This window comes from Inconstantimicrobium porci (assembly GCF_009696465.1).
Lineage (GTDB): Bacteria > Bacillota > Clostridia > Clostridiales > Clostridiaceae > Inconstantimicrobium > Inconstantimicrobium porci.
Genome location: NZ_VULX01000001.1, coordinates 1 through 13547, shown reverse-complemented (window position 1 = coordinate 13547; position 13547 = coordinate 1). Strand labels below are relative to the sequence as shown.

15 protein-coding genes are annotated in these 13547 nt (G+C 31.4%); all 15 read right to left on the bottom strand.

Translation table 11 applies throughout. From position 1 onward, the window contains the following. Positions 1-18: 18 nt before the first annotated feature. On the bottom strand, positions 19-876 hold the full coding sequence (locus FYJ33_RS00075; RefSeq protein WP_154529735.1) for a DHH family phosphoesterase: 858 nt from the start codon (positions 874-876) through the stop codon (positions 19-21). A 244-nt stretch (positions 877-1120) separates the two neighbouring features. Beyond that, positions 1121-1990, bottom strand: a complete 870-nt coding sequence (gene secF, locus FYJ33_RS00070) for a protein translocase subunit SecF (RefSeq protein ID WP_154529734.1) — start codon at positions 1988-1990, stop codon at positions 1121-1123. A 9-nt stretch (positions 1991-1999) separates the two neighbouring features. Continuing rightward, on the bottom strand, positions 2000-3253 hold the full coding sequence (secD, locus tag FYJ33_RS00065) for a protein translocase subunit SecD (RefSeq protein ID WP_154529733.1): 1254 nt from the start codon (positions 3251-3253) through the stop codon (positions 2000-2002). Between the two features lie 132 nt (positions 3254-3385). Continuing rightward, positions 3386-4759, bottom strand: a complete 1374-nt coding sequence (gene scfB / locus FYJ33_RS00060) for a thioether cross-link-forming SCIFF peptide maturase (protein ID WP_154529732.1) — start codon at positions 4757-4759, stop codon at positions 3386-3388. Between the two features lie 81 nt (positions 4760-4840). Further along, positions 4841-4978, bottom strand: coding sequence for a six-cysteine ranthipeptide SCIFF (scfA, locus tag FYJ33_RS00055; protein WP_021801337.1), 138 nt, complete (start codon positions 4976-4978; stop codon positions 4841-4843). A 70-nt stretch (positions 4979-5048) separates the two neighbouring features. After that, a complete protein-coding gene (locus FYJ33_RS00050) occupies positions 5049-5417 on the bottom strand; it encodes a TIGR04086 family membrane protein (protein WP_206046568.1) in 369 nt (122 codons plus the stop codon). Positions 5418-5495: 78 nt separating this feature from the next. Beyond that, entirely contained in the window at positions 5496-5792 is a 297-nt protein-coding gene (gene yajC, locus FYJ33_RS00045) for a preprotein translocase subunit YajC (RefSeq protein ID WP_154529730.1), read from the bottom strand. 31 nt (positions 5793-5823) lie between these two features. Beyond that, positions 5824-7011 (bottom strand): tRNA guanosine(34) transglycosylase Tgt, encoded by a 1188-nt coding sequence (gene tgt / locus FYJ33_RS00040; protein ID WP_154529729.1) that lies wholly within the window; start codon positions 7009-7011, stop codon positions 5824-5826. Beyond that, entirely contained in the window at positions 6989-8017 is a 1029-nt protein-coding gene (gene queA, locus FYJ33_RS00035) for a tRNA preQ1(34) S-adenosylmethionine ribosyltransferase-isomerase QueA (RefSeq protein ID WP_154529728.1), read from the bottom strand. Before queA ends, tgt begins: the two co-directional genes overlap by 23 nt. A 13-nt stretch (positions 8018-8030) precedes the next feature. After that, positions 8031-9068: a Holliday junction branch migration DNA helicase RuvB gene (ruvB, locus tag FYJ33_RS00030; protein WP_154529727.1), complete on the bottom strand. Its 1038-nt coding sequence runs from the start codon at positions 9066-9068 to the stop codon at positions 8031-8033. A 15-nt stretch (positions 9069-9083) separates the two neighbouring features. Further along, positions 9084-9689 carry a Holliday junction branch migration protein RuvA gene (gene ruvA, locus FYJ33_RS00025; protein ID WP_154529726.1) on the bottom strand — a complete coding sequence of 202 codons (606 nt, stop codon included), beginning with the start codon at positions 9687-9689 and terminating at the stop codon, positions 9084-9086. 395 nt (positions 9690-10084) lie between these two features. Then, a complete protein-coding gene (locus FYJ33_RS00020) occupies positions 10085-11302 on the bottom strand; it encodes a hypothetical protein (RefSeq protein WP_154529725.1) in 1218 nt (405 codons plus the stop codon). Positions 11303-11437: 135 nt separating this feature from the next. Continuing rightward, positions 11438-12019: a hypothetical protein gene (locus tag FYJ33_RS00015; protein WP_154529724.1), complete on the bottom strand. Its 582-nt coding sequence runs from the start codon at positions 12017-12019 to the stop codon at positions 11438-11440. A gap of 331 nt (positions 12020-12350) precedes the next feature. Continuing rightward, positions 12351-13328: a hypothetical protein gene (locus tag FYJ33_RS00010; RefSeq protein WP_154529723.1), complete on the bottom strand. Its 978-nt coding sequence runs from the start codon at positions 13326-13328 to the stop codon at positions 12351-12353. Next, a partial coding sequence (locus FYJ33_RS00005; protein WP_206046567.1) for a transposase domain-containing protein occupies positions 13270-13547 on the bottom strand: 278 nt, incomplete at its 5' end. The genes FYJ33_RS00005 and FYJ33_RS00010, both read right to left, overlap by 59 nt.

The following is a 13547-nucleotide window of genomic DNA, read 5'->3' as shown; positions in this document are numbered from 1 at the left end:
GCCTATATTAATTATGTACTAAATCTGAACAAGCCTTCCTTTTTTTAAGTATTTAACAATCTGTTTAGCCCTATCTTTATCATCGGTAGTCAGAAGCTCAACAACTATTCTGGCATTATCTCTTCTGCTTACAACCCCAGATATAGGAGTTAATATTCTTATTATATCCCAAATACTATTCTTATTAATCTCATTTATCTTATAGCTACTCATTATAGCTTTAAGGCCATAATTATCAGTAGCCTTTAGATATTTTTCTCCTACTTTTAAGAAGATCCTATTTTCACCCTGCGTATTTATTTCCTTACACATAGTACCTAGCAGTATAAGATCAAGATATCTATTAATTCTATTCATATTATAGTAAATCGCTATAGCCTGCATAAGCTTAAAAGTGATTCCACTTGTAGATAAATCCTTGTATCTATATGTGCAATCTCTTTCACTTGGATTAATATATATTATTTCTTTATCATTAACTGTCTTTTTATTTTCTACAACAATACTATCAATATTAAGTTGTTTGCATAATTCAACTTCATCATTCGAAGCGAAGTTCACTCCCACAGATATCAATAACTGAGCCCCTAAAAAATCAATAGAATTTTTTATTGTACTACTATCTATAACATTATTATTCCCGGATATATCATCAATTAAATATTCAACATCTGCATTAAGATATTTTAATATCAATAATAATGACGCAATACCACAAAGACTATCCACATCACATCCACCATAAATCACTATTTTCTCCCTATGATTTATAGCTGCAACCATTCTATCTACTGCTCTATTCATATTCTTTATTATAAACGGATTATATCCAGTAATATAATCGGGGTGGTAAATACTCTCCCACAAATTAGACATATGTAACTCCTCCATAGATTAAAAAACAATTATAATTATAATTGTTTTTTTCTCTATTTACAATAGATAAGACACTTATATATAAAAAAACGAACTATAATGAGTTTTTATACTATATATTTCACACAAATTAGAAAATTAAATTCTCACTAAGTGAACAGTTAACAGAGAACTACCAATAGCATTTTTATTTTAAAAAAGCAAAAAGGACTGAACATTCAATTTGTTCAGTCCTATAAAAAACTTATTTATTGTTTTTCTTTGCTTCCCATTCTTTAAGCATAACCCATATTGGTGATGCTATAAAGATTGAAGAAAATGCTCCTGAGAATATACCTACCATTAATGGGAAAGTAAAATCTCTTATTGATGGAACAAGTACATATACTGATGCGATAGCAATAAGTGTTGTTAACGAAGTATTGATAGATCTTGACATAGTTGCAGCAATTGAAATGTTCGCAACTTCTGCTGGAGATGAACCTCTCTTGCTCTTTAGGTTTTCTCTTATTCTATCAAATATAACAACTGTATCATTCATTGAATAACCTATAATAGTAAGTATAGCAGCTATGAATGAACTGTTTACTGAAATATTAAAAATAGTGTACATACTTAATGTGATAAGCACATCATGTAAAAGTGCTATTATTGCAGCTATACCAAAATCCCATTTAAATCTAACTGCAACATACACAAGCATACCCAATATTGCAAGTGTAAGAGCTATAAGAGCGTTTTTAGTAAGTTCCTTACCAACTGATGCTCCAATTTCATTTTGTGAAACAAGGGCTTTATCGTCAACTTTATACTTATCCTTTACATCTGTCATTATATCCTTGACTTTTGCTGAATTTAATTCTTCCGCTTTGTCTCTTATCTGAATCTGATTATTGTTTACTGTGTTTGTAACAGCATTAGGCGCATGCTTTTTAATTAACTGATCTGCATCTTCTTTTTTAAATGATTTATCAATCTGAATTATAACTTCAGTTCCGCCTTTAAAATCTATTCCTAAATTAAGGCCGCCTCTATAAATAAAGAAGCCGATTCCAATTAGAATTATTAGTCCTGAAATAGAAAACCATAATTTCTTTTTCTCTACTATTTTCATAACTGCTTCTTACCCCCTTTTAACCCTAAAATATGATGGTTTCTTTAGGATTCCCATATTTAGAGCTAAATACATAAAGAACTTTGTAATAAATATAGCTGTTACCATACTTAAAACAACACCAACTAAAAGAGTAAGTGCAAATCCCTTAACTGAACCTGATCCAAAGAAGTAAAGAATCAATGCTGCAATTATAGTTGTAAGATTTGAATCTATTATTGATGACATAGCATTATCTATACCAAGTTTTATAGATGAAGCTATAGACCTTCCAAGTCTTAGTTCTTCTCTTGTTCTTTCAAATATAAGTACATTAGCATCTATTGCCATACCAATTGTAAGGATAAATGCTGCAATACCTGGTAATGTCAACACAACTCCGATTTCTTTAAATGCCCAAAGAACCATTACTGTATATAATGATAATGACATACATGAAATAAAGCCTGGAACCCTGTAATAAACAATCATAAATACAAATATTATTGCAAGTGCAATAGCTCCTGCTTTCATAGCATTTGGAAGTGAATCATTTCCAAGCTGAGCTCCAACAGTTCTAACTGAAGCTGTTTTTATTGGATGTGGGAATGCACCGGCACTAATGATGTTTGCTTTTTCTTTTGCATCATCAAGTGACTTACTTCCTTCAATTCTTGCATTACCATCAATAATTGCAGTATTTACTGTTGCATCTGATATTGTTTCGCCATCCATTGTTATTTTAATGTTCTTTCCTATAAATTTTGATGTTGCTTCTGCAAACTTTTTCTTTCCTGCATCATTAAACTCAAGACCTATCTGCGGCTGAGAGCTTTCATCAAGATAAGCAGTTGCTTTCTTAACATCTTTTCCTGTAAGAATTGTCTTTCCTTCTGGATCAACAAACTTTAAATCTCCAGTTTTACTAAGACTATCAACTATCTTTTTTGAATCATACTGTCCTGGTATATCAACCCTGATTCTTTTTTGTCCTTCTTCTGTTATTACAGTTTCACCAACTCCACTTCCATTAACTCTTAATGAAATAAGCTGCTTTATACTGTCAAGTTCTTCTTTTGAAACGTTATCTGCCTGGACTTCCATAAGTACAGATACACCACCCTGTAAATCAAGGCCTTTTGTAATCTGCTGCTCAAAAGGTATTACTTCTACTTCATTTTCACCAGAAAAAAGTTTAAATCCTTTAAATCCTGCAAAAGCGACTATACATATTGCTATAAAGCAGAGAATAAATACAATTGTGCTTGTTACTTTTTTCTTCATCTTTATCCCCCTCTGTTAAAATTCTCATATTTTAATTAACAAATAGACTATATAAATTATATAGCCTATTTGTTGATAAGTCAATTATTGTAAAATTTAATTATAATAACACTATTTTTCTATAATGAGAAATTATTTCTCATTTATTTCTGATAATTTCGACTTAAGTGCAATTGCACATTCTATTCTCTTCTTCTGAAGCTCACATCCTATTTCATAAGGTATGTGAATATCTCCATTGAAATTAAAGTTATTAGCCTGACATCCACCACTGCAGTAGAATCTTGCCCAGCAGTTTCTACACTTAGGCTTGTTGTAAATATGGGCCTTTTTAAAATCATCTATAATATCTTCTCTTAAGTCATCATCAAAAATAGTTCCAAGTAAGAAATCTTTATTTCCTACAAACTGATGACAAGGATATATTTCCCCGTCTGGTGTTACAGCAACATACTCATGACCTGCACCACATCCAGATATTCTCTTATATACACATGGTCCTCCATTTAAATCTATATTAAAATGATAGAACTTAAATGGGTTTCCTTCTTTATTTCTTTTAACCATTTCATAATATAACTTATCATACTGTTCACAAATCATTGGTATATCTTCTTTTCTTAATGAAAGAGGACTTTCATCTGGAAGTACAACTGGCTCTACTGATATTTCAGTAAATCCTTCATTAGCTAGAGATAAAACATCTTCAAAAAAGTCTGTATTATTTCTTGTAAATGTTCCTCTTACATAGTATTGCTTAGACTTATCTCTTCTTGCAATCATTGACTTTATATTTGGAAGTATTCTGTCATATGATCCCGTTCCGTCTGCTCTTACTCTTACTGCATCATTGACTTCTTTTCGTCCATCAAGTGACATTACTATATTACCCATATTTTTATCAAGATATTCCATTCTCTCTTCGTTCAGTAATGTACAGTTAGTTGTCATTGTAAATCTGATATTCTTATTATGGATCTTTTCTTGAACTCTTGCATAATCTACGATTTCTTTTATAGTATCGAATACCATCATTGGTTCTCCACCGAATAAATCGACTTCGATATTATGTCTTGGGCCTGACTTTCTTATAACGTAATCAATAGCTTTCTTTCCAATTTCAGCTGACATTGGCTTTCTGCATCCATGGTATTCTCCTTCATCTGCAAAACAGTATTTGCATCTTAAGTTACAGTCATGTACTACATTCAGACATAATGCTTTTATGTAGTTTTCAGAATCATCGTTTAACGCTATATCTTCATATAAATCTTTTGAATAAAGCATTCCTTGTTCTTTAAGTTCTGCAAGTTCTAAATATGCCTCTTCAAGTTCTTCAGTAGGATACTTGTTCTTCAATTTATTAATAATATCATTTTTATCCTGAAGCTTATCAGCATCTCCTAACATATCATAGATCATTTCATCTACAACATGAAGACTTCCTGAGTTAACATCTATAACATAATAACTATCATCAAGATAAAACTTGTGAATAAGTGCCATTAAAAATTCCTCCTAATTTAAAGCGTGGCAGCAACAAATCGTCACTGCCACTCGTTTCATACTTATGTCTAATATATGTTTTTAGTTTTCGCATGCTAAGTTTGCAACTGTACAAGAAGTCTTGCAAGCTGATTGGCATGAGTTAGCACATTCTTTACATCCTGGTTTACAAAGGCTATTCTTTAAAGATGACTTATTTATAGTTTTTATATGCTTCATTTGGTACGCCTCCATTCTATTAATGTACCCACATAGTATATCATACTTCTTGTCCGTAATAAAGATTTTTTTACGCATTAATCCCTAGCATTCCAGAAAACAGACCCACTGCCAACGATATTACCATCCTGTAAAAATCATACACGCCAAAGTTCGGTTTTTCCTTCATTGCAAGAGTTAATATAAGAAGAAGAATATAATAAATAAGCCCAACCATAAGACCTACAAGCCATCCTTTTTCACCATTCTTTCTTGCACTATAGATGGCACCCACAAAAATACTTATACATGTAATAATTACCCATGTCACACCTAGTACCTTAAGATTTATGTCAGTAACCATCATAATAAGACTTAGAATAAAAACACCAATTAATGTCACAAAAACAGCTCTTAAAATTCCTTTAAATACATTTACAGCAATTTTACCTTGTTCCATAAAAGCAAAACACCCCCTATACAAATAATTTATGTGCATAGGAGGTATTTTATAACTACTTAAAATACTGTTATTAAATTACTTTTCAGAATTTTGTTCTTCTTTTGGCGTAACTGTTGAAACAGCTCTCTTTGACATTTTTATTCTCACTCTGTCCGGACCTGATTCAAGTACCATGTATTCATCATCAACTTTGATGACTTTACCAACGATTCCACCTCTAGTTAGTACCTGATCATTAACTTTAAGATCATCTAACATCTGAGCATATTTCTTTTTTCTCTTTTTTTCTGGAACAAGTAATACTGCATAAAATATTACGAAAAATACTACTATCACTCCAAGCTGCATTAACAATGCTGAATTTTGTGACATATCAACTACTTCCTTTCGTTATAGATTAATTTTATTTTGAAGGTTCAACTCCCCATTCTTCAAGCTTTTGAGCTTTGAAGTCCTGGAAATATCCACCATCTATAGCATTTCTAATATCTTCCATAAGTTTATTATAGAAGTATAGATTATGTAATACACAAAGTCTCATTGCAAGCATTTCCTTAGCCTTAAATAAATGTCTTATATAAGCTCTTGTATAATTCTTGCATGCAGGACACTGACATCCTTCATCTATAGGACTTGTATCCAGTTCATATTTTGCATTCATAAGATTAATCTTACCATGCTTAGTGAATACATGACCATGTCTTCCATTTCTTGCTGGTAGTACACAGTCAAAGAAGTCTACTCCTCTTGATACTGCTTCAAGTATATTAGCAGGTGTACCAACTCCCATTAAATATATAGGCTTATCTTGTGGAAGATGTGGTACTACAGCTTCTATGATATCATACATTTCCTGGTGGGTTTCACCAACTGCAAGACCTCCGATAGCGTATCCATCTAGATCCATCTTACTTATTGTCTTTGCATGTTCAATTCTTATATCTTTGAATGTCGCTCCCTGATTAATTCCAAAAAGCATTTGCTGTTTGTTGATAGTTCCTGGAAGTGAATTAAGTCTATCCATTTCCTTTTTGCATCTTTCAAGCCATCTTGTTGTTCTGGCAACTGATCTTTCAACATACTCTCTTGGTGAAGGTATCTTTATGCATTCATCAAAAGCCATAGCAATAGTTGATGCTAAATTACTTTGAATCTGCATACTTTCTTCTGGTCCCATAAAGATTCTTCTTCCATCTATATGAGAATTGAAGTAAACTCCTTCCTCTTTAATTTTTCTCATCTGTGCTAGCGAGAAAACCTGGAATCCACCTGAATCAGTAAGTATTGGTCTATCCCAATTCATAAACTGATGAAGTCCTCCCATCTTATAAACAACATCATCTGTAGGTCTTAAATGAAGATGATATGTATTAGATAATTCAACCTGACATCCAATTTCATGTAAATCAGTTGTTGAAACTGCCCCCTTAATTGCAGCTAAAGTTCCAACATTCATAAATACAGGAGTCTGAATAACACCATGAGGTGTTTTGAATTCTCCTCTTCTCGCTTCTCCATCTTTTTTCAAAAGTGTGTAATTCTTAGACAAAAACTCACGTCCTTTTCTCTTATTCTGTGATAAACATTGCATCCCCAAATGAGAAGAATCTATATTTTTCTTCAACTGCAATCTTATATGCGTTTAATACATGATCTCTTCCTGCTAATGCACTAACAAGCATTATTAGTGTTGATTCTGGAAGATGGAAATTAGTTATTAAGTTATCTACGACTTTATATTTATATCCTGGATAAATAAAGATATCTGTCCATCCGCTTGCTTCTCTTACCATACCATTTTCGTCACCGATAGTTTCAAGAGTTCTTGTTGAAGTTGTTCCAACTGCGATAACTCTTCCACCATTTTCTTTAGTTGCATTGATTATATCAGCTGCTTCCTTTGTTAAATGATAATATTCAGAATGCATATGATGCTCTTCTATCTTATCAACCTTAACAGGTCTAAATGTACCAAGACCAACATGAAGTGTAAGATATACGATGTTTATGCCTTTTTCCTTAATCTTTTCAAGAAGATCTTTTGTAAAATGAAGTCCTGCTGTTGGTGCAGCTGCTGATCCTTCTTCCTTTGAATAAACTGTCTGATATCTTTCTCTATCTTCAAGTTTTTCGTGGATATATGGAGGAAGAGGCATTTCTCCAAGTCTATCTAATATTTCTTCAAAGATTCCTTCATATGTAAATCTTACAATTCTGTTTCCTTCATCGCCTATTTCAACAACTTCAGCTTCTAAGATTCCATCGCCAAAAGTAAACTTAGCACCAACCTTTGCTCTCTTTCCAGGTTTAGCAAGACATTCCCAAGTATCCTTGTCAATTCTTCTAAGAAGAAGGAATTCTATCTTTCCTTTTGTTTCTGCCTTTTCACCGATTAGTCTTGCTGGAAGCACTCTAGTATTGTTAAGTACAAGTGTATCTCCCTTCTTTAAATAATCAATAATATCATGAAATACTTTATGCTGTATTTCACCTGTTTTCTTATTTAGAACCATAAGTCTTGAAGAATCTCTTTCTAAAAGCGGATGCTGAGCGATAAGTTCTTCAGGCAAATAAAAATCAAAGTCAGTAACGTTCATTATATATTATCTCCTATTCTTTATCAAATAATTTTATCTGTTCTATTTTATTGTCTTTTTTAATATAATCTCTTTTAAGATGTTTATAAGCTTTTTCAGTTGCAATTCTTCCCCTAGGTGTCCTTACAATGAAACCTCTCTGCAGCAGATAAGGTTCATACACATCTTCTATAGTATCGAGTTCTTCACCAATAAAATAAGAAAGTGTTTCTATTCCTACCGGTCCGCCTTTAAAGCTGTCAATGATAGCTTCAAGAATCTTGTTATCAATTCTGTCGAATCCTTCAGAATCGACCTCCATAAGTTTAAGTGCATAATCAGCATCGCTGCTATTTATTACATCTTCGCCCTTAACTAGTGAGTAATCTCTAACTCTCTTCAGCAGCCTGTTGGCAATTCTTGGTGTACCTCTTGATCTTCTTGCAATTTGAAGCGCTGCTTCTTCTGTTATTCTCGTTCCAAGAACACTGCTCGATCTAACTATTATTTCCTTTAATTCCTCATCAGTGTAGTATTCCATTGAGCATAGTACTCCAAATCTATCTCTAAGTGGAGCGCTAAGCATACCAATCCTAGTGGTAGCCCCTATAAGAGTGAATTTAGGCAGATCAAGCCTTATTGACTTTGCAGCAGCTCCTTTACCTATAACTATATCAAGCACATAATCTTCCATAGCCGGATAAAGAATTTCCTCAACATTTCTATTTAGTCTGTGAATTTCATCAATAAACAGTACATCATAATCATTAAGTGATGTTAGTATTGCTGCAAGATCACCGGCTCTTTCAATTGCAGGACCTGATGTAATCTTAAGATTTCCGCCCATCTCATTTGCAATTATATTTGCAAGTGTAGTCTTACCAAGGCCTGGAGGTCCATATAGTATTACATGGTCAAGAGCTTCTTCACGCATCTTTGCTGCACTTATAAAGATATTCATACGTTCTTTAACTTTTGACTGTCCAATATACTCACTTAATCTCTGAGGTCTTAAACTATATTCATTACTGCTGTCCTCATTTAGTTCAGCTGGTGTAACTATCCTCTCCAAGTAATAATCACCTCACTATCTCATAAGCACTTTTAAACTTTCCTTTATCATACTTTCTACTGTGCCAGTTTTATCTATTGCACTTAGAGCACCATCGATCTCTTTTTCTGAATATCCAAGAGAAATAAGTGCACTTGTAACTTCTGCTGTCTTTTCTATATGTATATCATCTATTCCAGCATCAATTGTAATACCCGCACCAGAATCAAGAACTTCATCATTTTTAAACTTATCCTTAAGTTCAAGAATAACCCTCTGTGCTGTCTTCTTTCCTATTCCAGGTGCTCTTGTAATATGCTTTTCATCACCAGTAAGTATCGCATATTTAAGATTTGTAACACTGCTGATTGAAAGAAGAGACAATGCTGCTTTTGCTCCTACTCCATTTATTGTTATAAGAAGATTGAACATATCAAGTTCCTCATCAGTTAAAAAACCATAAAGTCCGATAAAATCTTCTCTGACAATCTGGACTAAATTAATCATTACTTCTTCACCTATTGGAGGCATATGTGCAATTGTACTTCCTGAAGTATATATTTTATAGCCTATTTTATTATTTTCAATTATAATACAATCTTTTTTTATTCCTTTATATGTACCAATTATATAATCAAACATACTTACCTCCGTGCATAATGGTCTATTAATTACTTTACCATTTTATGAACAGTTTTTCAATGCACAGTTCAAACATAAGATTTTAAAAATATATTAAATCACAAAAAAGCACCAAGACAAAAGAGAACTAGAGGCTTATGTATATTGTATATTGTATAATTAAGTATTAAATTCATGAGACTAACGCTCATGAATTTCTATTTTAATGGAGCACATCTCCAACTTCTAAACTTAATATCTCAAAGAGATTATAGGAGAAACTTGTCCTCTTATTTTGCAACTCTTTTAGGAGTTTCATCAGTATCTCTTCTTTCTTCATTCTGATCTCTAATCTAGTAAAAAAATTCTCATTTATCAAAGTACTTATATCAATACAAAACCAACTCAAATTGTAACTAATTTATATCAGCATAATAGCCTGCATTAAACTTTTCATCATCGCTTCCGTCTACGTATATAAATATTCTTGAACCAGTGCTGTTCCATGAAGCACTCCATGTCCAGTGATATTTTAGTGCATTGCTTGGCAAACCATCAAGAACTAATTCTTTTGTTCTCGCTATCTTTCCATCTCTGATTTCACCAGCATAAAGGAAATACAATCCATTTTTCTTGTTTTTCTCACAATAAACTATCTTTCCACAGCTGCCATTCTGGTTACCAACAAAGGTATCAGTATTTAGTGAATCAAAAACAGAAATATCCTTTAATTGAGTAAATTGCTTAGTATCTTTATTTATAGTATAGTAACAAAGCCCATCAGTATTATCTGGACAGTTAAGTTCAGTAATCATAATATTGCTGTTACGTACATTTCTTAAAAAAACTGCATTAACAGCGTTTGAAGGAAAATCAGCAAATTTCTCACTCTTTTCAGAAGTATCAAGATTACTAACTCTTATTTCTTTATTCTTTGTAAAGTAAAACTTCTTATGGTCATCACTCATAGTCACAGCAGGATAACCTGTAACCATATTAGGTGCTTCATAATCAGCTATCTTTGCATCTATAGGAAATAATTTTCCACTATCAGCTTCAACTATAAAGTATTTTCTATCCTTATCTATAAGAATATATTTCCCATCACCATCTATAAACTTAGGCAACTGCTCAGAGCCTATATCATTAATATTAATTTTTGTATTCTTATAACTATCATAAATGATAAATCCATTATTTGAGTCAACGAGAAACTTCTTATCAGCATAATCAATGATGTTATTATCAACTTTTATTATTTTTTTTGTATCATCATTTAAATTTTTAATATGGACTTCTCTTGACGTTATATCTTCAGATGTAGCTATACAGTCGTCACCATACCATCCCATTATAAAGTTATACTTTGCAAAATCAACTTTCTTCAGGAATGATATAGAAAGCTGCTTCTGAATATCACCCTTTACATTATTTTCTTTCTTTTTAACACCTTTGTTATTTACATCATCAGTCGATGAAACAATGTGATTTTTTTTATAATAAGGCGCATGTATAACAGATTTATGAATACTATCCGTTGTAATTTGTGACTTCCCAATATACTCATTTGACAGGTACACTCCTATTCCTGCCAATAATAATACACATATTATGAAACAGATTTTTTTGATCATATAAGCATTCCCCTTAAAAACTATTACATATCTATTATATATTATAATTTCAAGTTGTTATCAAAATATTAACATTTTTTAAATTATATAAAATCAAGCCGTTACATAATAATATATTATGCAGCAGCTTGTTTCTTATAGATATTCTGTTATTTCTTCTTCAGCTTCATCTTTTGTATCATAATATTTTTCAAAATTTTTTATTTTACGTTTTGAAATATCATCAAGAGTATCTACTTTCTTCTGATTCACATAAATATCTGAAGACTCATTTTCAATAAAAAGTTCTCCTTTATCATTGCTCTTGTAAATTGCAAGATAACCATTCTTTTCTCCTATATAATATTTATTAGGAATAAATGAATTACTATTCTTATTGAATACAAGCCTTACCTGTGTATTTTCACTAATATTATAATCCTGCTTCCCAAATAGATTTTTAAGATCATCTTCTGTTATATTACTTTTAAGTTTATATATATTTTTAAGTTCTTTTACTGTATATATCTTATCAGTAATATATCCAGAATCCTTCTTTGATTTAAGTACTACTACTGTATCATCACTTAGATTAATCTTTTCTACTTTAGAAGATGCCGTATTTTTATTGTTCTTGGTTACTATTCTATAACTTACTTCATATGAAATCACAAAGGTGAAAAGAAAAGCAACTGCAATAAGTGAAATCACAAATAATTTCTTTTTATTAGTAATCATAACATCACCTCTGTTATGATTATTGCCACATTTCCAAACCTTATACAAAAAAAGACTTCAAATATTCTGGGGTTATTTGAAGTCTTTTTTAGGGTAATATTATGTTTAATTAAATTGGGATAACTCTCACAACAAAGTTATCCAGTATTAGCTTTTAAATTGGTATTAAAAAATCAACTTACTTGTAAAATATAAAAACATATAAATATTTTTTTATTTCCTCCTTTCAATGATTAAATAATACATCCTGAATATTGCCAATATAGAGTCCGTTTTATTGCCAAATTGTTAACACAATTGACATTTTGGTTACAATTTTTTGATTTTAGTGTCAATTTATATTAACTAGATAGTCAGTTCTATTTTCACTAGAAGTATTGTACATTGAAAGATATAACCTTGTAGCATCATCATTCCAGTATGCTGACCACGTCAAGTCCCTGCTATCATCATAATTAAGTTTTACAACATCTGTTGTTTTAATCAAATTTCCCTTTTTAATTTCACCAATACATATTCTAAATTCATTATTTTTCGTTTTCTCTTCATATACTATTCTGTTAACAGTACAACCTTTATTGGATTTGATTTTGTAATGAGGTGATCCCTTATCAATGGAATTTAATAGTTCCTTAACTTCATGTGTAGAAAAATTCACATATCTGCATGTTATTTTATCTTCTCTATCAATACATGTTACTACAACTGCATTCTCTCCTATAATCTTAACCATGGATAATATATCTCTGCAATACTTTGAAATATCTATAACTTCATTGAAATCAGTACTGTCAAATATATTACATTTATATATTTTTGCAGCATTATTATAATATATACTGTTTCTGTTATCAGAAGAAGTAACACAAGGTTCATGATTAATCTTATCATTTCTTTTATCACATTTTATAAATAATTTATATACCCTATTAGTATTTCTATCAACAATACAATAATACTCTCCATCATTACATAAAATCAAATTACCCTCAGAGTCAATAAAAGTTGGATTAAGCATCTTTCCTGACGGAATACATTCTATCTTGCTTTGCGCTAAATTATATATACCATATCCTATACTATCACTTGACAGCACTGTACCGTCTGAATAATCAATAATCTTATCAGGAAAAGCACTTGTTCGTGTATTGCCACTTATAATATTAGTTATCCTTATCTTATTTGAATTATGTAAACGGTAAATAATGCGTACCTGTACAAAAAAATAAAGCTGCCAGCGATGGCTGCTTTTATCGGTTAGTTTTTCTACATTCTTGTGGCAGTTTATCTGACCATGGTAGAAGATCATCTAAAAATTCTAGGTTTTTATCTTCCATATGTTTTGGTATTTCAGTAAGAAGATATTCAAAATAATTATATGGTTTTAAATTGTTTGCTTTTGCTGTTTCGGCAATACTATAGATGATTGCACTTGCTTTAGCTCCATCAATTGTATCTATGATGTGCCAGTTATGCTTACCGACGCAGAAGCTACGAATGCTTCCTTCAGCTGCATTATTATCCATTG